Source organism: Variovorax sp. FG153 (assembly GCF_057809595.1).
On the sequence record NZ_JBMDKG010000034.1, the window covers coordinates 18,002 to 39,048 of the forward strand.

The 21,047-nt window shown below is 70.7% G+C and carries 17 protein-coding genes; 8 read left to right on the top strand and 9 right to left on the bottom strand.

Annotated features, from left to right (window positions below; all coding sequences use genetic code 11):
- Positions 1-12: 12 nt before the first annotated feature.
- Entirely contained in the window at positions 13-840 is an 828-nt protein-coding gene (locus tag ACODT0_RS29050; RefSeq protein WP_261205704.1) for an amidohydrolase family protein, read from the top strand.
- A gap of 15 nt (positions 841-855) precedes the next feature.
- Here ACODT0_RS29050 and ACODT0_RS29055 read toward each other — a convergent pair whose 3' ends face one another.
- The 4 genes from ACODT0_RS29055 to ACODT0_RS29070 all read right to left on the bottom strand — a co-directional run bounded on the left by ACODT0_RS29055 (position 856) and on the right by ACODT0_RS29070 (position 6,264).
- Positions 856-3,285 carry a DUF6351 family protein gene (locus tag ACODT0_RS29055; RefSeq protein WP_489042901.1) on the bottom strand — a complete coding sequence of 810 codons (2,430 nt, stop codon included), beginning with the start codon at positions 3,283-3,285 and terminating at the stop codon, positions 856-858.
- Between the two features lie 155 nt (positions 3,286-3,440).
- Positions 3,441-4,073, bottom strand: a complete 633-nt coding sequence (locus ACODT0_RS29060) for a response regulator (RefSeq protein WP_057590280.1) — start codon at positions 4,071-4,073, stop codon at positions 3,441-3,443.
- A 16-nt stretch (positions 4,074-4,089) separates the two neighbouring features.
- Positions 4,090-5,127, bottom strand: coding sequence for a PAS domain-containing sensor histidine kinase (locus tag ACODT0_RS29065; protein ID WP_057590279.1), 1,038 nt, complete (start codon positions 5,125-5,127; stop codon positions 4,090-4,092).
- A gap of 27 nt (positions 5,128-5,154) precedes the next feature.
- The gene (locus ACODT0_RS29070) at positions 5,155-6,264 is read right to left on the bottom strand and encodes an extracellular catalytic domain type 1 short-chain-length polyhydroxyalkanoate depolymerase (RefSeq protein ID WP_261205709.1); all 1,110 of its coding nucleotides are present in this window, start codon (positions 6,262-6,264) and stop codon (positions 5,155-5,157) included.
- Between the two features lie 240 nt (positions 6,265-6,504).
- On the opposite strand from ACODT0_RS29070, the gene ACODT0_RS29075 reads away from it, so the two are divergent.
- The 3 genes from ACODT0_RS29075 (at position 6,505) to ACODT0_RS29085 (ending at position 10,657) form a co-directional block, all read left to right on the top strand.
- On the top strand, positions 6,505-7,008 hold the full coding sequence (locus ACODT0_RS29075; RefSeq protein ID WP_057590277.1) for an RNA polymerase sigma factor: 504 nt from the start codon (positions 6,505-6,507) through the stop codon (positions 7,006-7,008).
- Positions 7,009-7,096: 88 nt separating this feature from the next.
- Entirely contained in the window at positions 7,097-8,143 is a 1,047-nt protein-coding gene (locus tag ACODT0_RS29080; protein WP_489042902.1) for a FecR family protein, read from the top strand.
- Between the two features lie 105 nt (positions 8,144-8,248).
- On the top strand, positions 8,249-10,657 hold the full coding sequence (locus ACODT0_RS29085; RefSeq protein WP_489042903.1) for a TonB-dependent siderophore receptor: 2,409 nt from the start codon (positions 8,249-8,251) through the stop codon (positions 10,655-10,657).
- Between the two features lie 3 nt (positions 10,658-10,660).
- Here ACODT0_RS29085 and ACODT0_RS29090 read toward each other — a convergent pair whose 3' ends face one another.
- Positions 10,661-12,712, bottom strand: a complete 2,052-nt coding sequence (locus ACODT0_RS29090; RefSeq protein WP_489042904.1) for a S9 family peptidase — start codon at positions 12,710-12,712, stop codon at positions 10,661-10,663.
- Positions 12,713-12,830: 118 nt separating this feature from the next.
- Here ACODT0_RS29090 and ACODT0_RS29095 point away from each other — a divergent pair, with 118 nt between their 5' ends.
- The 3 genes from ACODT0_RS29095 to ACODT0_RS29105 all read left to right on the top strand — a co-directional run bounded on the left by ACODT0_RS29095 (position 12,831) and on the right by ACODT0_RS29105 (position 15,449).
- Positions 12,831-13,487: a response regulator gene (locus tag ACODT0_RS29095; RefSeq protein ID WP_261205713.1), complete on the top strand. Its 657-nt coding sequence runs from the start codon at positions 12,831-12,833 to the stop codon at positions 13,485-13,487.
- A complete protein-coding gene (locus ACODT0_RS29100; protein WP_489042905.1) occupies positions 13,484-14,887 on the top strand; it encodes a sensor histidine kinase in 1,404 nt (467 codons plus the stop codon). Before ACODT0_RS29095 ends, ACODT0_RS29100 begins: the two co-directional genes overlap by 4 nt.
- 85 nt (positions 14,888-14,972) lie before the next feature.
- Positions 14,973-15,449: a VOC family protein gene (locus ACODT0_RS29105; RefSeq protein WP_489042906.1), complete on the top strand. Its 477-nt coding sequence runs from the start codon at positions 14,973-14,975 to the stop codon at positions 15,447-15,449.
- Between the two features lie 3 nt (positions 15,450-15,452).
- Here the strand turns inward: ACODT0_RS29105 and ACODT0_RS29110 are convergent, their stop codons facing one another.
- The 4 genes from ACODT0_RS29110 to ACODT0_RS29125 form a co-directional block, all read right to left on the bottom strand.
- Positions 15,453-16,865, bottom strand: coding sequence for an MATE family efflux transporter (locus tag ACODT0_RS29110; protein ID WP_057590271.1), 1,413 nt, complete (start codon positions 16,863-16,865; stop codon positions 15,453-15,455).
- Positions 16,862-17,431 carry a DUF2239 family protein gene (locus ACODT0_RS29115; RefSeq protein WP_057590270.1) on the bottom strand — a complete coding sequence of 190 codons (570 nt, stop codon included), beginning with the start codon at positions 17,429-17,431 and terminating at the stop codon, positions 16,862-16,864. Before ACODT0_RS29115 ends, ACODT0_RS29110 begins: the two co-directional genes overlap by 4 nt.
- A 103-nt stretch (positions 17,432-17,534) precedes the next feature.
- Positions 17,535-17,912: a GIY-YIG nuclease family protein gene (locus tag ACODT0_RS29120; protein WP_413763523.1), complete on the bottom strand. Its 378-nt coding sequence runs from the start codon at positions 17,910-17,912 to the stop codon at positions 17,535-17,537.
- Positions 17,913-17,977: 65 nt separating this feature from the next.
- Entirely contained in the window at positions 17,978-18,508 is a 531-nt protein-coding gene (locus tag ACODT0_RS29125) for a hypothetical protein (protein WP_489042907.1), read from the bottom strand.
- A gap of 143 nt (positions 18,509-18,651) precedes the next feature.
- Between ACODT0_RS29125 and ACODT0_RS29130 the strand changes: the two genes are divergently transcribed.
- Positions 18,652-21,021 carry a Tex family protein gene (locus ACODT0_RS29130; RefSeq protein WP_209541561.1) on the top strand — a complete coding sequence of 790 codons (2,370 nt, stop codon included), beginning with the start codon at positions 18,652-18,654 and terminating at the stop codon, positions 21,019-21,021.
- Positions 21,022-21,047 lie beyond the last annotated feature (26 nt).

Below are 21,047 nucleotides of genomic sequence, written 5' to 3' on the forward strand. Positions count from 1 at the left end.
CCGAGAGCCTCCATGGAACCGACCCGGAACGCGCGCTATGCAGGCGCCTGCGACTGCCACGTCCACATCTACGAAGACCGCTTCCCGCTGATCCCGAACGTCGCCTGGGTGCCGCCGCATTCGCCGGTGTCGGCCTACCGCGAGCAGGTGCAGCAGCCGCTGGGCATCGAGCGCGCGGTGGTGGTGCAGCCCACGGGCTACGGCTTCGACAACCGCTGCACCCTCGATGCGCTGGCGCAGTTCGGCGAGGCGGCGCGCGGCATCGCGCTCTTGGCGCCCGATGCGCCCGACGCCGAGATCGCGCGCCTGCATGCGGGCGGCATGCGCGGCGTGCGCTACATGATGATCGGCGGCGTGCTGGGCTGGGAGTCGCTGCCGGGCATGGCCGCGCGCATGGCCGATGCCGACTGGATGATCAACCTGCAGCTCGACGGCCGCACCATGCCCGAGCACGAGGAGGTGCTCAGGAAGCTGCCGTGCCGGCTGGTGCTCGACCACAACGGCAAGTTCCTCGAGCCGGTGGCGCCCAGCCATCCCTCGTTCCAGTCGCTGCTGCGCGTGATCGACGCGGGCCGCGTGTGGATCAAGCTCTCGGCGCCCTACGAGACCTCGAAAAGCGGCGCGCCCGGCTACGACGACGTGAGCCTGCTCGCGCGCACGCTGGCAGAGACCTTTCCCGAGCGCTGCCTGTGGGCCAGCAACTGGCCGCATCCGGGACGCGATCCGCGCCCCGAGAGCGCGCCGCTGTACGACCTGCTGTTCTCGTGGGCCGCGAGCGAGGACACGCGCCGGCGCATCCTGGTCGACAACCCGGCCGCGCTCTACGGCTTCGCGGCCTGAGCCTCGCGCGTTCGGCTACAGCGGTGAGGACACCGGCGCGGCCGGCAGCACGACACCGCCAGTCACCGCGCTGTAGTCGAGCAGGCCCGCGGGCTGCTGCTGGCCGACGCCGGGCTTGGCGAAGTCGCAGACGCCGTCGGGGAAGACGGCACGCAGCCGGCCGAGCTGCGCATCGCTCAGGGTCGAGGGCGCATAGTCGGCCGCGGCGATCGGCTTCAGCTGGCACTTGAGGATGTTCTCGGTGCGCGCGCCGCCCGCGACCTGGCGCGGCGAGGCACGCAGCACCAGGCCCGGATCGGCGTCGCAAACGGCAGGGTCCGTGACCTTGGTGGTCTGCGTCGCATCGCTCGACAGGTAGCAGAAGTCGAACACCGAGCGCGGCCTGGCCGCGACCACCTGCTGCTGGGTCCGCGCATCGTTCACGAAGGCCTTGGGCGCGCTGGTGTTCAGTGCGCTGAGCCAGGCGTCCATGCCGAGGAAGGAGTCGAGCGTCATCGACGCCGAGGCCGCCAGCCCCGGGCCGAAGCGCCAGATGACCTGGTTGCCATGGCCGCCGGCGTCCGCGTCGATGCGGTCGCGCTGCGAGAAGCTGCGCCAGGTGTGGTGGATGCCGGTCTCGTCGCGGCCGCGCGCATCGATGATCGGCAGCTTCGAGAAGTTCAGGCCGCTGCCCACGTTGCCCGAGCGGTAGGCGATGGGCAGGGCCGCCGCGTCGGCCACAGAGCGGGCCGGCGAGCGTTCGTTGTCGGCATCGAGCCCGCCGATCTTCTCGTTGAGCACGACGAACTCCTCGGGCGTGATCGCGGCCGAGCGCAGCGCCTTCAGGCCGTACTGGATGCCCGTGTTGTCGTACGTGAGGTTGGCGCGGCGCGTGCCCGGCGCCGTGCCCCAGACGGGGATCGCGGCATCGACGTCGGTGCAGCGCACGCCGGCGGGATTGGTCTTCGCGTCGTAGACCAGCGCGGCGGGCAGGCCGCAGTTGTTCCTCGGCGCGCCGAAGGGCGCCATGTTGCCGTCGGCGTCGATCACGGCCTGGATCACGTAGTTGCCGGGCTTGAAGAAGGGGCCGAAGGCGTTGTTCCACGAATGGCAGCCGAGCTGGTCCTGGTGCCCGTTGATCGCGGCCTTGCGTGCGTTGACCTGCGCGGGCGACATGCCGGCGACCAGCGCCTTCCACGTGGGCGAGGCGTAGTAGTTCACCAGCAGCACGCAGTCCTCGACCTCGGTCGCCGTGGTCGTGGTGTCGCTGTAGTCGCACTGCACCTGGATGCCGTCGAGCAGGCCCGGGTAGATCGAGGCGGTGGTGTTCTGCATGATCGAGCCGCCCGAGCAGCCGTTGCCCATGGTGTATTTGATCTCGCCATAGGTATCGACGATGTGCTCCTTCATCATCATCACCGTCTCGGTGTGCTGCACGTGGTTGGCGTTGTAGGCCGAGTCGGTCAGGCCGTTGGCCACCACCATCATCCCGCGCGACAGCGCCGCGTCGTCGGCCCAGTTCTGCGAGCTGCGGAACTGCAGGCGCGGCTGGCCGGTGCTGGCGCCGAAGGAGTAGACGACCTTGCCGCTCCACTGGGGCTGCGGGTCGGCGGGGTTCCAGGCGCGCGTCGGGTCGATCAGCACCGCGATGTCGTAGATGCCGCGGTTGATCGTTCCGCGCTCGATCTGGACGATGTACGGCACCGATTCGGCCAGGCCGTCGGGCCGGGTCTTCGCGACCTTGACGAGCGGCGTGCTCGCCGCCTCGTAAGGCTGGAAGCAGGAGTTCGCGGGCGTGGCGGCGGGCGTTCCGGGGGCCGGGGGCGAGGGGTCGGGCAGCACGAAGGAACAGCCGCCGTCGCCCGCCGCGACCGAGACGGGCGTCAGGGTCCGGTAGAACAGGCGCCGCTGCGTCGCGATCGCGCATTGCGCGTCGGTCGCGCTGCCGGCCAGGCCGCTGGCATTGGTCGCGGGCGTGGTGGCGTCGCCGGGCGTGGCGGCGGGCGTCGCGCAAACGTAGGGCAGGGACTGGACGCCCGAGAACACAGGGCCTTGCGCCGGATGGTTGGTGACGACCAGCGCCGCCGCAGCGAAGGAGCTGTCGGTGGCGGCCACCGTCAGCTTGTTGGTGCCGATCGCGAGGCCGCTCACCAGGCCGAGGATGCGCCCCTGGCCGTTGGGCTTGAAGGCACCGGAGACATCGGTGCCGCCGAGGCTGGCCTTGAGGCTCGACCGGTTCGCGGACGGCGGCAGCACCACCTCCACGAGCGCCGATCCGCCGCTGACCATGTCTGCGCGCGTCGACAGCACCTTGAGGCTCGCGGCCGCGGGGGCGGTCGTTCCGCCGCCCGCTGGCGGCAGGGGAAGGAAGGCGCTGCTGCTTCCGCCGCCGCCGCATCCCGCGGCCAGCAGCACGAAGGCCGCGGCGATCCATGGCGCCACGGTCCGGCTTTGTCTCGATGTCATCCGTTGTTTTCCTTGTCGATGCGGCACGCGTCGAAGACCCACCGGAGTCCTCCAGCCGCGTGCCGCCGCCAGCTTAGGCAGCGCGGCTTCGCGCGGCGATCAGACTATTCCGATCAGGGGTAGGTGTTTGCCCAAGGGCGCGCCAGGACTCGGGCTCAATGGATCAGGCCGTTGCGTACCGCGTAGAGCACGAGCTCGGCCGTGCTCGCCACGCCGAGCTTCTCGAGCAGGTTCGCGCGGTGGGTGCTGACGGTCTTCACGCTGATCAGCATCTCCTCGCCGATGTGGGTCAGCGACATGCCCTTGAGCAGCATCAGCATGATCTGGTGCTCGCGCATCGTGAGCCGCTGGTGGGGCGGGCGCGTGTCGAGGCCGACGGCCTGCTCGTGCAACTGGGAGGCGATGCGGTGGCCCACGTACTGCCCGCCGGCGGCCACCTGGCGGATGGCGCCCATGAGCTCCGCGGGCTCGGCGTCCTTGGCGACATAGCCGTTGGCGCCTTCGCGGATCGCCACCAGCGCGTACTGCGTCTCCGGATACATCGAGAGCACCAGCACCGGCAGCCGCGGCCACTTGATGCGGATCGAGGCCAGCAGGTCGAGGCCGCTGCGGCCCTCGAGGTTGATGTCCAGCAGCACCAGGCTGAAGCGGCCCTGCTGGAGCTGTTCGAGCGCCTGGCCGACGTTGCTGGCCTGGCCGGCCACGCGGATGTCGCTCTCGTCGAGCATCAGCCGCTGCAGGCCCGAGCGAAAGATGGCGTGGTCGTCCACGATCAGCAGGTCGATCATGGGCCGTCTCCCGTTGCTAGAGCAGGGGAGCGCGCAGCTCCAGCCGCGTGCCCTGGCCGGGCGCTGCGTCGATGCGCAGCGTGCCGTCGATCTCGTGCGCGCGCTCGCTCATGCCGAGCAGGCCGAGCGCGGGGCCGGCCACCGTCGCGGGGTCGAAGCCCTGGCCATCGTCGTGCATGGCGAGCACGAGCTCGTCGCCGGCGGGCTCCAGCGCGACCTCGAGCAGCATGGCCTGCGAATGGCGCGCCACGTTGGTCAGCGCCTCGCTGAAGATGCGGTAGACGGCGAGGGCGCGACGGGGCGACAGGCGCGCCGAGATCTCCTGCGCCTGGACCCGGTGCGCGATGCCATGGCGGCGCGAGAACTCCTGCAGGTCGCGCCGGACGGCGACCGACAGGTCGAGGTGGTCGAGCGCGCTCGGGCGCAGGGCCTCGGACATGCTGCGCACCGCGTCGATGGTCTGCTGCGTCAGCCCCAGGATCCCCTGGACCAGCGCGCGCGTCTCCTCGCCCTCGCTGCGCTTGAGCACGCGCGATGCGTCCATCTTGATCGAGGTGAGCATGCCGCCGAGCACGTCGTGCATGTCGCGCGCGAAGCTCTGGCGCTGTTCCTCGAGCGTGCGTGCCGTGTGGGCGGCGAGGTCGCGCAGGCGTTGCTGCGAGGTGCGCAGCTCCTGCTCGTTGCGCAACTGCTGGGTGACATCGACACCGACGCCCATGACGGCCGGGCGGCCGCCGAACATCATGCGCGTGCCGTGCACCTCGATGTAGATGGTGCGGCCGTCGCGATGCAGCCCGCGCGTGATGAAGCGCAGGCTGGGCGGATTGCTGTCCAGCCGCAGGTGGTAGCGCCGGAGCACCTCGGGCAGGAAGTCGGGCGGGACGAAGCGATCGAGGTGCGCGCCGATCATCTCCTGCGGCGTGTAGCCGACCAGCGCGGCCCAGGTGGCGTTGGCATAGGCGAAGCATTCGTCCTGCAGCACGTAGATGCCGGCCAGCGACTGCTCGACGATCGCATGGAACGGGATGTCGGGCAGCGAGGGGTCCTGCGCCATGGCCTGCTTCAGTCCAACGGTGGCGGCTCAACGCGGCGCGACATTGCCGTCCAGCGTGTAGGCCTTGAAGAAGTCCCAGGTGATGCGCGAGGCGTCGGGGCCCTGGGGATCGCTGAACAGCATGCCGGGCTTGCCGCCGCTCCAGGCGTGGTTCATGCCGTCGATGGTGTACATCTGGACCAGTATCTTCGTCTTGTCGGCGCTCAGGTAGCTTTCTTTGCGGTAGGCATGCTTGTCCGCCGTGCCGGCGATCGATTCGGTGCTGCTGGGCAGATTGCGCTTGAAGCCGTCGTCGTAGGACACCTGGCCCGCCGGGCTCTGGAACGGCACGGAATCGTTGTCCCTGGCATCGTCGGCGATGTCGTCGAGCTGCACGAACTGCTGCGCGACCTGCTTGCCGTTCTTCGGATTGACGACGGCATCCGCCGTGCCGTGGAAGACCAGCAGGGGCATCAGGCGCGCGCGCCTGCCGCCGCACTCCCAGGCATCCTGGCCGCGCACGTCGGGGTCGGCGCTGCTGCCGGTCAGCAGGGTCTCGAGGCCGTGCAGCGGATCGGTGGCGGCCTTGTACATGCCGCCCGAATGGACCGCCGCGGCGGCGAACACCTCGGGGTAGCAGGCCGCCATGGTCGCGGTCATGGCGCCGCCGGCCGAGATGCCCGCGACGTAGACGCGGTTGCGGTCCACGACACGCGAATAGGTGTTCATCGCCTCCTGCAGGATCGCCTGGATCGCGCCCGGCTCGCCGGAGTCGCGCGCCTGGTTCTCGGGCTGGTAGAAGTTCCAGCACCGCATCGGGTTGCGCAGGATCGGCTGCCGCGGATAGACGACGATGAAGCCTTCGCGGTCCGCCAGCTCGTTCATGCGGCTGACCTCGGCCATGTTCTCGGGGTCCGAGGTGCAGCCGTGCAGCAGCAGCATCACGGGCAGCTTGCGGCCCGCGAGCAGGCTGGCGTCGTAGCCCGAGGGCAGCCACACCTTGTAGGCGTAGGTGTTCAGCAGGAAGGGCCAGCCGGCGATGTAGAGGCCGTCCTTCCATTGGCCGGCGGCCGCGGGTCCCGCGAAGCCGAGCGATGCGATCAGAAGGGGCAGCGCCAGCAGCAGGCGGATGAATTGCCGGGTCCGGTTCGACGACATGGGGGCCTCCTTGGATGTTGTGGATCGCGTGCCTCGCGCAGCACGCCGCCTATTGGAGGCGGGCGGCCCCGGTGGCGGCCATCGGAAGTTTCTGATTGCGCCCCGGGGTTATCCCGTCCGGAAAGCCCGCGATAATCCGCGCTCCCCGCCTTCCCTTGAACCGCCTCAGGTCAGCCACGCCGCGTCGAAGCCAACCTGCCTCCTGGACTTCGACCCACCCTTGCCGGTGCCGGCGCGCCCGTGTTCGAACGCTATTACCGCGAACTGCTGAACTTCCTGTCCCGCAAGGTGCCGGACCGCGCCACCGCGGCCGACCTCGCCCAGGAGAGCTATGCGCGCGTCTACGAGGCGCAGCGCGCGGGCAGCGTGGTGCGCGATCCGCGCGCGCTGCTCTACCGGGTCGCGCGCAACCTGGTCACCGACCATCACCGGCGCAGCAGCGTGCGCGCCGGGCTGGCGGACGCCGCGACCGAGGACGGCCTGGGCGAGCCCGACGACTGCATGGGCCCCGCGAGCTTCGAGCCCGACGCGGCGCTGGCCTCGAGCCAGGGGCTGGCCGCGATGATCGCCGCCATCGACGGCCTGCCGCCGCGCTGCCGCGAGGCCTTCGTGCTCTACAAGTTCGACGGGCTCTCGTATGCCGAGGTCGCCGAGCGCATGGGCATCTCGGTGCGCACGGTCGAGATGCAGCTGCGCATCGCGATGGCCGCCTGCTGGGACTGCCTGGAGCGCGACGGGAAATGAACGCAGCCACGATGAACCGAAGAGAGACCGCGTCCTACAGGGTTGGCGCCCGCTCGTGCGTCTCCATCCCCAGGGACGCCCTCGCCACATGACTTCGACGCCACCACCGGAAGACGCATCGCGCCTGCGAGAGCAGGTGCTCGACTGGTTCGTGCGCCGCCAGCGCGAGGGCTGGAGCGCGGGCGAGGAGCGCGAGTTCCAGGCTTGGCTGGTGGCCGATTCGCGCCGCGGCGAGGCCTGGCGTGCCTGGGAATCGCGCTGGCGGGCCGTCGACGCGATCCCGGCCGCGACCGTGGCCGGCTGGCGCGAAGGCTTCGCGGGCCGCGCGGCCGCGCCCACGCGGCGCGGCTTCATGAAACCGGCGCTGGCGCTGGCGGCCACCGGCATGGCCGTCGGCGCCGGCTACCTGGGCTGGCGCGAGCTGCAGGCGCAGCCGGTGTTCGTGCAGGCCTTCGCCACCCGGCGCGGCCAGCAGCTCGAACTGCCGCTGCCCGACGGCACGCGCCTGCGGCTCGACACCGCGACCCGCATCGAGGTGCAGCTGTTCCGCGACCGGCGCGAGGTGCGGCTGCTCGAGGGACAGGCGGTGTTCGCCGTGCAGTCCGATGCGCAGCGGCCGTTCTCGGTGCTGGCCGGGCCGCTGGAGGTGCGCGTGGTGGGCACCCGTTTCGCCGTGCGCCACACGCCGGGGATCGACGGCGCGGACGGCACGCGGGTGTCGGTGGACGAGGGCCGCGTGCGCGTGGCGCGGCGCGACCGTACCGGGGACGGTGCCTGGGCCGCGCCCTCGGCCGCGAGCCTGCGCGAGGCGGTCTTCCTGGTCGCCGGCCAGCAGCTCGAGAGCGATGCCCAGGGCCTGCTCGGCACGGTGGCGGCGGTGCCGGCCGAGGGCATCGCGCCCTGGCGCGAGCACCGGCTGAGCTTCGTCGACACGCCGCTGGCGCGCGCGCTGGCCGAGCTCGAGCGCTACGGCAGCACCGGCCTGGTGGTGAACGATCCGGCCGTGGCGGCGCTGCGGCTGACCGGCACCTTCGATCCGCGCGATCCGCGCACCCTGCGCCGCGCGCTGCCGAGCGCCTTGCCGGTGCGGCTGAAAGACGCGGGCGCGGTCACCGAGCTGGTCGCCGCGCACTGAGACAAGCGCGGGCCCAAAAAAATTTTCGGCGGGGCTACGGTATTTCCCGCCCATCGTGCGTCAACCCAGATGAGAACCATTTGTATTCGAAATCTGGAAACGTAGATGAACTGCTTGACATCGAAGCCGGCACCGCTGGCCCTGGCCCTGGCGCTCGCGCTGTCCCACCTGACCGCATCGGCCCAGGCGCTGCCGGCCGACCCGGTGCCGATCCGCATCGCGGCCCAGCCGCTGGCCCAGGCGCTCAACGACTGGGCGCGCCAGACCGGCGTGCAGCTCGTGGTGCAGCAGAGCCTGGTGGCGGGCAAGACCGCGCCGGCGGTCTCGGGCCGGCTCGCACCGCGCCAGGCGCTCGACCAGCTGCTGGCCGGCAGCGGCCTTGCGGCCAGCGTGGAGGGCAACGCCGTGGTCATCCGCACGCTGGTGCCGGGCGCTTCCAACGCGTCGTTGCCGGCGGTCACCGTGCAGGCCGAGGGCGAGCAGAGCGCCACCAGCCGCGTGCAGGGCTACGTGGCCCGGCGCAGCGCCACCGGCACCAAGACCGACACGCCGATCATCGAGACGCCGCAGTCGATCTCGGTGATCACGGCCGACCGCATCGAGGCCATGGGCGCCGCCAACCTCAAGGACGCGCTGGGCTACACGCCGGGCGTGTCGACCACCACCTACGGCGCCGACTCGCGCTACGACTGGATCTCGCTGCGCGGCTTCGATGCCTATTCGCCGGGCTTCTACCTCGACGGCCTGCCGCTGCGCAACAACAGCACCTGGGGCGTGTGGCGCACCGAGAACTACGGCGCCGAGCGCATCGAGCTGCTGCGCGGACCCTCGTCGGTGCTCTATGGCATGAGCGGGCCCGGCGGGGTGGTGAACGTGGTCAGCAAGCGCCCGACGGCGGAGCCGGTGCACGAGCTGCAACTGCAGCTGGGCGACCACGCCCGCAAGCAGGTGGCGGGCGATTTCTCGGGCGCCCTGGATGCCGACGGCAAGCTGCTCTATCGCATCACCGGGCTGCTGCGCGATGCGCAACTGCCGGCGGCCAGGGAGGCCGACGATCGCAGCTACATCGCACCCTCGCTGACCTGGAAGCCGTCGAGCGACACCACGCTCACGCTGCTGTCCCAGTTCACGCGCACGCGCAGCGGCGTCTACACGCGCGCGCGGCCGCAGGTCGGCTCGCTCGATCCGACGGCGATCGGCAGCTTCATTCCCTCGAGGCTGTTCGTCGGCGAACCCGGCTTCGACCGTTTCGACCAGGACCAGGAAATGGTCGGCTACCAGTTCGAGCACCGCATCGACGACACCTGGACGGTGCGGCAGAACGCACGCTACGCGCACCAGAAGCTCGACTACACGGGCACGCAGTTGCGCGGCTTCACCGCGCTGAACCCCGAGGTGCCGAACGATCCGGTCAACTTCCAGCAGATGGCGCGCAGCGTGTTCGGCAGCCGCGAGAACATCGCCGCCGTGGCGCTCGACAACCAGGCGCAGGCCGACTTCCGCACGGGCGAGGCGCAGCACAAGGTGCTGGTCGGGCTCGATTACCAGCGCACCCGGATCGACCAGGTCACCTTCAGCGGCGGCAGCGCGTCGCCGCTGAACATCCATGCGCCGGTGTACGGCGGGCCGATCGAATTGCCCGCGCCGTATTTCGACGGCATCACCCGGCTGACGCAGACCGGCCTCTACCTGCAGGACCAGGTCAAGTGGGGCGAGCGCTGGTCGCTGACCGTGGGCGGTCGCTACGACACGGCCGACAGCACGGTCTTCAGCCGCCTCGACGGCTCGACCCAGCGCATCCGCGACCACAAGTTCACCAGCCGCGCCGGCCTGGTCTACCTGCATCCGAGCGGCTGGGCGCCGTATCTGAGCTACTCGGAGTCGTTCGCGCCGACCGCCACCATCGACCCGGTCTCGGGCGACCCCTTCAAGCCAGAGAGCGGCAAGCAGTTCGAGGCCGGCGTGCGCTACCAGCCCACGGGCGGCAAGGCGATGTACAGCGCGGCCGTCTTCGACCTGCGGCGCAAGAACTACATCAGCTTCGACGGCGATGCCAAGCCCAGGCAGACGGGCGAGATCTCGGTGCGCGGCCTGGAGCTCGAGGCCACGGCCGAGGTCGCGCCGCGCATGAACCTCACGGCCTCCTACAGCTACACGCCGCGCGCCATCGTCACGGCCAGCAGCAATCCAGACGAGATCGGCAAGCAGGCCACGGCCGTGCCGCGCCACCGGTTTTCGGTCTGGGCCGACTACCGCTTTTCCAACGGCCTGAAGGTCGGACTGGGGGCGCGCTACACCGGCACCAACCACGGCGACGGCGAAGCCACGCGACCGAGCAAGGTCCCCGCATCCACGGTGCTCGACGCCATGCTCGGCTACGACATCGATCGCTGGACCCTGGCGCTGAACCTGCGCAACCTCACCAACAAGACCTACATCGCCAACTGCGGCTACGGCAACTGCTACTACGGCTATCCGCGCACCGCGACGGCCACGGCCACCTACCGCTGGTAGGCCTCAGGAGCGCGGCATCAGCTCGTAGAAGTCGAAGCCGTTGCTGCGTCCGCCGAGGCAGCCGGCCAGCGTGTCCTCGACCTTGCGCCACAGCGCGAGCCGGTTGCGCCACTTGCGCACGCTGTGGCCCTCGTCGGGAAAGCTCAGGAAGTCCACCGGCCGGCCGAGCCGGCGCAGTTCGGCCACCACGTCGTCCGAATCCTGGCGCAGCACGCGCACGTCGTTGGCGCCGTGGATCACCAGCAGCGGCGCCTCGATGCGCTCGAGCTGCGACACCGGCGAATCGCGCAGCATGCGCGCGCGTTCCTCGGGCTGGTTCACGTCGCCGAAGAAGCGCGCGAAGTAGTGGCGGTTGCGCCAGAACGGCGGCCAGTTCTCGATCACGCGCGGCCAGTTGGCCACGCCGACGATGTCGATGCCGCAGCGGTAGTCGTGCGGCTTGCGGATCAGCTGCGCGAGCACCGAGAAGCCGCCGAAGCTGGCGCCGAGCACCGCCATGCGCCGCGGATCGGCCACGCCCTGGTCGATGGCCCATTGCGCGGCCTCGGCGATGTCCTGCTGCAGCCGGCCGCTGGTCTGGCCCGCGCCGGCCAGCATGAAGGCGCGGCCGTAACCGCCCGAGCCGCGGTAGTTGACCTGCAGCACCGCATAGCCGCGGTTAGCGAGCATCTGCACGGTGTTGAAGCCCGCGGGTTGCCAGTGGTCGCGGATCCAGGGGCCGCCGTGGATGTAGACCACCAGCGGCACCGGGCCGCGCACGCCGCGCGGGCGCGCCAGGTAGCCGTGGATGCGCAGGCCGTCCGAGGCTTCGAAGGAGAAGGGCTCGCTCGGCGAGAAGAAGCGCTCGGCGTGCTCGCTCGGCGGCGGTGCGAGCCGCGTGAGGGCGTGGCTGTCGCGGTCGAGCAGCAGCTCGATGCCGCCGGTCTCGGTGACGGCGCGCAGCACCATGCGCCGCTGGCCGAGCGCGCTGCTCTGCGGGCGCGCGACCACGGGATCGGCGGCGAGCCAACCGCGTTCGCGTGCGAGCTTCATGGCGGCGGCCACCTCCGCGTCGAGCGTGGCATCGAGGTAGCGGATGCGCGGGCGGCCGGGCTCGGAGGTCCAGGCCTGCGGCGCGCCCTCGTTCGGCGGGAAGTAGATGGCCCCGAGGTCAACCTGGTCGTCCTCGGCCAGCACCTTCTCGGCGCCGGTGGCCAGGTCGGCCTCGACCAGCACCAGCTTGTCGCGCCCGATGTTGCCGAGCGCCCAGAGCCGGCCGCCTTCGCGATCGATGCGCAGCGGCGCGTAGGCATCGAAGGCCTCGATGGTCTTGAACGGGCGCCAGCTGCCGTCGGCCTGGCGCAGCTCCATCAGCAGGTCGGAGCCGTCGACGCTGCCGAGCTGGCGCATGCGCGCGGCCGGCTCGCGCCGGGTGTCGATGTACCAGGCGACCACGCGGCTGCCGGGCTCGCCGCGCGCCACCTCGCGCACGCTGCGGGTGCGCGGGTCGGCCTCGAACAGGTCGAGGCTGGTGCGGTCGTTGCGGTTGCTCGCGAAGAAGAAGTTCGGGCTGCCTGGCGCGCCGCCGATGACGCCGGTCGAGCGCACGCCGGGCCAGGGCGTGACGGCCCAGGGTCTGGCCTCGGGCGACTGGCTGTCGAGCACGAAGATCTGCGTGTTCTCGTCGCCGCTCGCGTCCTTGAGGTAGGCGATGTGGCGGCTGTCGGGCAGCCAGGCGTAGGCGGCCCCGCTCGCGAGCGTGCCGGTGGCGAAGCTGCGCGTGCTGGCCGACTGCACCGTGGCCGCGTCGGCGCTGTCGCGCACGGCCAGGCCCACGTCGGTGCCGACGGTCTGCACCCACAGCAGCTTGCGGCCGTCGGGCGACAGCACATGGCCGCCGACCGTGTCGACATTGGCGACGAAGCGGCGCATCGGCACCAGCGGCGGCAGCGTCCGGTCCTGGCTGGCCTGGGCCAGCGCCGGATGGGTGGGCGCGGTGGCGCAGGCGGACAGCAGCAGCGCGCCGGCGGCGCAGGCCAGGGCGAGCAGGGCGGTGGGGCGAAAGTCGCGGCGCATGGTTCCGGTTCCTGGAGACGGTGGCCGGCGATTGTGCGAAGCCCGACCTTGGGCGAAGCCAAAGATGGCGCGCCCTGTCTTTGGCTGACCCGAAGGTCGGCGCGCGCACAATCGCCGCGTGCACATCCTGCTGATCGAAGACGACCTCGACCTGGGCCGCGCGCTGCAGGCCGCGCTCAAGGTGGACGGCCTCACGAGCGAATGGCTGCGCCGCGCCCGCGACGCGCCGCGCGTGCCCGACGCGGCCGTGTTCGACTGCGTGCTGCTCGACCTCTCGCTGCCCGACGGCAACGGCTTCGAACTGCTGGCGCGCTGGCGCGGCGCGGGCGGCACGGTGCCGGTGATCGTGATCACCGCGCGCTCGGCGGTCGAGGACCGGCTGGCCGGCCTCGACGGCGGCGCCGACGACTTCGTCATCAAGCCCTTCGCCACCGCCGAGCTGATCTCGCGCATTCGCGCGGTGCTGCGGCGCTCGGCGCGCCAGGCCAGCGAGGTCTGGACGCTGGGACCGCTGTCGATCGCGCCGCGGCGCCACCAGGCCACGCTCGCGGGCAGCGCGCTCGAGCTGTCGCCGCGCGAATTCAGGCTGCTGCTCGAACTGGCGCGCGAGCCCGGCGCGGTGGTCGCCAAGGGCGTGCTCGCGCAGCGGCTGGAACCGCTGGGCGAGCCGCTGGACTTCGCGGCGGTCGAGGTCCACGTGTCGAACCTGCGGCGCAAGATCGGCGCCACGCGCGTGCACACGGTGCGCGGCGTGGGCTACATGTTGACGCCATGAACCGTCTGTCGTTCGCATGGCCCGGCCCCAGCATCGGCCGGCGCGTGCTGGCCGCGATGCTGATCGCCTTCGTCGGCGTCTGGCTGATGCTGCTGGCCTATTTCTACGTCGAGTTCCGCCAGGCGCTCGCGGTCGACCAGGGGCTGAAGAAGCTGGGCCGCGCGATGAGCGCCTCGCTGCGCGAAGTCGACAGCGACGCGCAGGCGGTGGGCGTGATGCGTTCGACCGCGACCCAGTTCAGGACCCTGCGCATCAGCGGCAATCCGGGTGGCAGCGTGTGGATGGAACTGCGCCGGCGCGACGATGGCGCGGTGCTCTACCGCTCGGCCTCGCTCGGCGACCGGGTGCTCGATGCGCCGGCGCCGCAGGTGATCGAGCGCGATTTCGATGGCGTCTCGTACTGGGTCCACGGCAGCGAGGCCGGCCGCTGGCGGCTGCAGCTCGCTGAGCCGCGCATCACGGGCTGGTGGGTGCTCGAGCGCAACGCCACGCGCCTGCTGCCCTACCTGCTGCTGGCCTTTCCGATCGTGCTGCTGCCGGTGTGGCTGGCGGTGCGGCTCGGGCTGCGGCCGCTGCAGCGATTGGCCGATCTGATCGCGCGGCGCGGCAGCAGCGACCTGTCGCCGATCGGCTACGACCCGCCCCAGGCCGAGCTCAAGCCGCTGACCTCGGCGCTCGAGCGCATGCTGCGCCAGCTGCGCGACAAGCTCACGCAGGAGCGCGCCTTCGTGCACGACGCGGCGCACGAGCTGCGCACGCCGATGGCGGTGATCGCCGCGCAGGCCCATGCGCTGGCGGGCGCGGCCGATGCCGCCGAGCGCGAGCGCGCGCAGCTGCATCTGGAGCAGGCGATCGCGCGCGCCTCGCATCTCACGCAGCAACTGCTCGACCTGGCGCTGCTCGACGATGCGCAGCCTTCGGCCCCGAAGCGCGTCGACGTGGCGCAGTTCGCGCGCGGGCTGCTCGCGCAGGCGGCGCCGCAGGCCATGGCGCGCGGCATCGAGCTGGCGCTCGAGGCGCCCGACAGCCTGCGGGCCGAGGTCGACGTGCCGGCGCTGCAGTCGGTGCTCGAGAACCTGCTGCACAACGCGATCCGCCATGTGCCCGACGGCGCGCAGGTGGCGATGACGCTGCATGTGGAAGACGGCCGCCTCGCGCTGCTGGTGGCCGACGACGGGCCCGGCATTCCCGCGTCCGAGCGCGAGCGGGTGTTCGAGCGCTTCCACCGCGGCGAGGGCGCGCACGAGACGCCGGGCTCGGGCCTGGGCCTCGCGATCGTGAAACAGGCGGTGCACCGCATGGGTGGCGAGGTGGCCATCGTCGACGGCCTGGCGCCGGGGCGCGGCGTGGGTTTCAGCGTTCGGCTGCCGCTTGCGGGCCGCACGAACACTTACGGCTGAAGGGCATCGCCCGGGTTGACAGCAGCCGCGCGCAGCTTCGATACTGAACTTGCAGGTTCATCAATCAAGCTCCAAGGAGATACCCATGCAAAGAATCGTTCCCTGCCTCTGGTTCGACGGCAATGGCAAGGAGGCATTGAAGTTCTACAGCGCGATCTTCCCGAACTCGCGCGTGACCGACACCCTGCTGTGGGGCGACGTCAACCCGGCCAAGAAGGGCTCGCTGCTCACCGCCACCTTCGAGCTCGATGGCCAGGCGTTCATGGTGCTCAACGGCGGCCCCGAGTACAAGTTCACCCCGGCCATCTCGATGTACGTGAGGTGCGAGACCCAGGCCGAGGTCGACCACTACTGGGACAAGCTGCTCGAGGGCGGCGGCCAGCCGGTGCAGTGCGGCTGGCTCACCGACCGCTTCGGCGTCTCGTGGCAGGTCGCGCCCGACGCGATCATCCGGATGTTCCAGGACAAGGATCCGGCCAAGGCCAAGCGCGCGATGGAGGCGATGATGAAGATGGTCAAGCTCGACATCGCCACCGTGAAGAAGGCCTTCGACGGCGCTTGATCGCTACACCAGCCGCTTGATCGCCTTCTTGCGCCACACCAGCTGGTAGTACGCGGTCTGCAGCAGCAGCATCGCGCCGAAGGTCACCGGGTAGGCATACCAGATGCCGTCCAGGCCGATGCGGTGGCTCATGAACCAGGCCACCGGCACCTCGAGGCCGAGCAGGCAGGCGATCGAGATCAGCGTGGGCACCAGCACCGAGCCGCTGGCGCGCATGATCCCCGACAGCGCCGAGGCCATGCCGAAGATCACAAGGCTCCACAGCATGATGTGCAGCAGCTCCTGGGCGATCTCGATCACCGGCGCGCTGGTGATGAAGAAGCCCATCAGCGGCCGCGAGAACAGGTAGCCCAGCAGCACCAGGCCGCCGGTGAGCAGCAGGTTCATCATCAGCGCCGTGCGCGCGATGGCGCCGAGGCGGTCGGCGCGGCCGGCGCCGATGGCCTGTGCGCCGAGGATCGAAGCCGTGATCGCGATCGAGATGGCCGGGAACTGCACATAGGCCACCACCTGGTTGACCGCGCCGTAGGCGGCCGTGGCGCTCGAGCCGTAGCCGTTGACCAGCGACAGCAGCACCACCTCGGCCAGCGCCACCACGATCATCTGCACGCCCGTGGGCACGCCGACCTTGAGCACGGTCTTGAGCAGTTGCGGGTCGATGCGCATGCTGCGCAGGAAGACCGCGTCGGGCGCGAGCGGGCTGTTGCGCCGGCGCAGCCGCCAGCCCAGCCACAGGGTCGCGACCAGGAACGAGAGCACCGAACCCCAGGCGCCGCTCGTCACGCCCAGCTGCGGCAGGCCGCCCCAGCCGCGGATCAGGGCCGGCGTGACGAGCATGCCGATGGTGGTGGAGATCAGCAGCGTGAGCAGCGGCGTGACGGTGTCGCCCACGCCGCGCAGCATCGCGGTCGAGATCAGGAACACGAACACGCCGGGCATCGCGATCAGCATGATCCGCGCATAGCGCGTGGCCTCGGCCAGCACGTCGGGCGGCGTGCCCAGCGCCGCCAGCAGCGGCGTGGTGAAGGCGCCGCCGAACACCGCGATCACCAGGCCCATCAGGATGCCCACGCTCAGCGTGGTGCCGGCCACCGCCTTGGCGCGGGCGACGTCGCGCGCGCCCCAGGCCTGGCCGATCAACACCGAGGCGCCGGCGCCCAGGCCGATCACGAAGGCGATGAAGAAGAAGAACACCGGGAAGAAGCTCGAGACCGCGGCCAGCGCGGTCACGCCGATCATCTGGCCGATGTAGATGTTGTTGAGCGTGCCCGACAGCGACTGCAGGATGTTGCTCAGCAGCATGGGGGCGAGGAAGAACAGGAAGGTCTTCCACAGGGCGCGCGGCGCGCCCACGGGTGCCACGGGCGTGCCCTGGAGGCCGCTCGGGTTGGGGGCTGTGTCTGTCTTGGCGTTCATTCGTGGGTCCAGCTCGCGCCGGAGAGTTCTTGGAGGTGGGCCCGCAGGTCCTCGGGCCAGGTCGAAATGTGTTGCTCGAAGCGTTCGCGCTCGAGCGCGAACAGGGCGCGCATGGCTTCCTCGAAACCGGGCAGGTTGCCGGCCAGCACGGTCATCACGCCGTAGGTGGCTTCCCGCGCCGCGCGTGCGGCATCGCGCCCCGCGTTGACGCGGCGTGCCTCGTCGATCAGCCGGCGCAGCGCGACCGAGGCGCCGCCGGGCTGTCGGCCCAGCCATTCCCACTGGCGCGGCAGCAGCGTGACCTCGCGCGCCACCACGCCGAGCTTGGGGCGGCCGACGCCGCGCGGCGGCTCGCCGGCCGGCGCCGGTGGCTCGCGCAGGTCGAGGTCGATCTGCGCGCCGCTTTGGTCATCGAACACCAGGTACGGCGTGTCGTCGGTGCGCGCGCGCAGCGCGGCGACCAGCTCGGCGCGCGAGCCGCGTGCGATGCGGTGGAAGCCGGCGAAAGCAGTCAGGGTGGACGCGGGATCGGCGCAGGCCGGGAGGGAGGAAGTCTCGAGGGTCATGGAGGCGGAGCGGTAATTTACCCGGGCGCAATGAAGAAAGCCTGACTTTTCTTGCGCCCGGCGAAGGAGGAGGGCGAGGGGGACGGCGGGCACCGGCGAAGGCTCAGGCGCGCGGTCGCGCCGGGCCGTTGTAGCCCTGCGCGCCATGGCAGCCGGACTCCTCGGCCCAGAGCTCGAACAGCGCCTCGAGCTCGGCCGCGCGGTCGAAGGCCGGGTCGTCGCGCTCCTTCACGCGCGCCAGTTCCTCGAAGGCGAAGGCCTCGGCGCCCAGCGCGATCCAGTCCTGCTGCAGCGCCTTGTTGCGGTGGCTGCGCAGGTTCAGCTCGAAGCGCTGGCGGTTCATCGCGCCCACGATGTCGAGCGCGGCCGCGGCATAGACCCGGCCCGTCTTCAGGTTGCGGATCGCGAACACGCCGGCGGGGAGCGTGCTGTCCTTGTACTGCCGGGTGAGGGCGCGCCGTGATTCCTGGGAAAGTGTCATGGCGTCAATTTTACCCGGGTTAAATTGAATTCATCAATATACCCGGGTAAAAATAGGCGCGCGCCTCAAGCCCCGCGCAAGCGCCGCCAGGCCCGCAGCGCGCGCCGGTTGAAGGCGTGCACCAGCCGCCAGGGCCGGCTCTGCCGCACCAGGCCCAGCACCCGGTCCTTCCAGGCCTTCCAGCGCGGATACCAGCGCGCGAACAGCGGGATGCGCATCAGCGTGCCCTCGACGAGCTGGAAGATCCGCGCCACCACCGCGGTGCCGGCCAGCTTGGCCGCGACCAGCACCGCGACGCCGCTGCCCGCGTGGCCATGGCTGAACAGGAACAGCGCCAGCACCTTGACCGGCAACAGCAACAGCACCGGCAGCAGGAAGGCCAGCAGCGCGCCCCAGGGCGGCAGGCCGCGCAGCCAGGCTTCGGCGCGCGCCCACAGCGGCAGCCGGGCCAGCCGCGCCGCGAGCGCGGCCAGCGGTTCCCAGCCCCATTCCTCGAACAGCAGCAGCGGCACCAGCAGCACGGCGAACACCGTCCGTAACAACTTCCCGAAGCGGGACGGCGGCCGGCGCGGGCCAGGGGAGGAGGGTGGTTGCACGGTGGGGAGGTGGGGGCGTGGAGCGGTCGGACAAGTGTCCGCGCCGGATGGCCGGACGCCATTTTCACTATGGCAAACTCGCGCGCTTCATTCGACCAACGCGACCGGCCGGCCGGTCGCAGCGACAGGGACGCCACTCAGCAATGCAGAAAATCATTCGCCAGCTCGCCGCCGAAATCAAGGTGGGCGAGCATCAGGTGAAGGCCGCCGTCGAACTGCTCGACGGGGGCGCCACGGTTCCATTCATCGCGCGCTACCGCAAGGAAGCCACCGACGGCCTCGACGACACCCAGCTGCGCGAGCTCGAGGCGCGCCTGAGCTACCTGCGCGAACTCGAGGACCGCCGCGCCGCGGTGGTCAAGGCCATCGACGAACAGGGCAAGCTCACGCCCGAACTGCGCGCCGCGATCGAACTCGCGCCGACCAAGCAGGAGCTGGAAGACCTGTACCTGCCGTTCAAGCAGAAGCGCCGCACCAAGGGCCAGATCGCGCGCGAGTTCGGCATCGAGCCGCTGGCCGACAAGCTGCTGGCCGACCCCACGCTCGATCCCGCCGTGGAGGCCAAGGCCTTCCTGCAGCCCGCCACCACGCTCGACGACGGCAAGCCCGGCCCCGACTTCTCGACCGTGCCCGCCGTGCTCGACGGCGTGCGCGACATCCTCTCGGAACGCTGGGCCGAGGACGCCGTGCTGGTGCAGCGCCTGCGCGAATGGCTCTGGAACGAGGGCCTGCTCAAGTCCAGCCTGATGAGCGGCAAGGACGAGAACAACGCCGACGTCGCCAAGTTCCGCGACTACTTCGACTACGACGAGCCGATCGGCCGCGTGCCCTCGCACCGCGCGCTGGCCGTGTTCCGCGGCCGCGCGCTCGACATCCTCGACGCCAAGCTGGTGCTGCCGGTGGAGCCCGAGCCCGGCAAGCCCAGCGTCGCCGAAGGCCGCATCGCGCTGCACCTGGGCTGGAGCCATGCCGGCCGCCCGGCCGACGACCTGCTGCGCAAGTGCGTGGCCTGGACCTGGCGCGTGAAGCTCGCGCTGTCGACCGAGCGCGATCTGTTCACGCGCCTGCGCGAGGACGCCGAGAAGGTCGCGATCAAGGTCTTCGCCGACAACCTGCGCGACCTGCTGCTGGCCGCGCCGGCCGGCCCGCGCGTGGTGATGGGCCTGGACCCCGGCATCCGCACCGGCGTGAAGGTGGCGGTGGTCGATGCCACCGGCAAGCTGGTCGAGACCGCGACCGTGTTCCCGCACGAACCGCGCAAGGACTGGGAGGGGTCGCTGCACACCCTCGGCAAGCTCTGCGCCAAGCACGGCGTGAACCTGATCGCGATCGGCAATGGCACCGCCAGCCGCGAGACCGACAAGCTCGCGGCCGACCTGATCAAGCTGCTCGCCAAGATGGCCGCCCAGGCCGGCGCGCCCGAGATGAAGGTCGACAAGGTGGTGGTCAGCGAGGCCGGCGCCTCGGTCTACTCGGCCAGCGAATTCGCGGCCCAGGAGATGCCCGACGTCGACGTCAGCCTGCGCGGCGCCGCCTCGATCGCGCGCCGGCTGCAGGACCCGCTGGCCGAGCTCGTGAAGATCGACCCCAAGAGCATCGGCGTGGGCCAGTACCAGCACGACGTGAACCAGAGCGAGCTCGCGCGCACCCTGCAGGCCGTGGTCGAGGACTGCGTGAACTCGGTGGGCGTGGACCTCAATACCGCGAGCGTGCCGCTCCTGAGCCGCGTCTCGGGCCTGTCCTCGGCCGTGGCCAAGGCCGTGGTGCGCTGGCGCGATGCCAACGGCGCCTTCGGCACCCGCAAGCAGCTGCTCGAGGTCACGGGCTTCGGCCCCAAGGCCTTCGAGCAGAGCGCGGGCTTCCTGCGCATCCGCGGCGGCACCGATCCGCTCGACGTCACCGGCGTGCATCCCGAGACCTATCCGCTGGTCGAGCAGATCATCGTCAAGACCGGCAAGCCCATCGCCGAGCTGATGGGCCGCGCCGACATGCTCAAGACGCTCAAGCCCGAGCTGTTCGCCAACGAGAAGTTCGGCGTCATCACCGTCAAGGACATCCTCGGCGAACTCGAGAAGCCCGGCCGCGACCCGCGCCCCGACTTCAAGGTGGCGCGTTTCAACGACGGCGTGGAGGACATCGCCGACCTGCAGGAGGGCATGATCCTCGAGGGCACCGTGAGCAACGTCGCCCAGTTCGGCGCCTTCATCGACCTCGGCGTGCACCAGGACGGCCTGGTCCACGTGAGCCAGCTGAGCCACAAGTTCGTCAACGACGCGCGCGAGGTCGTGAAGACCGGCGACATCGTCAAGGTGAAGGTGATGGAGGTCGACGTGGCGCGCAAGCGCATCGGCCTGTCGATGAAGCTCGACGCCGCCCCCGCGCGCCGCGACGGCCCGCGCGACAACCGCTTCGAAGGCGCCGGCCGCGGCCAGCAGCCGCGCCGCGACAACACGCCGCAGCCTTCGGGGCAGATGGCGAATGCGTTTGCGAAGTTGCAGGGGTTGCGCAAGTAATCCGCGCGACGCGCACGGATCCTGCT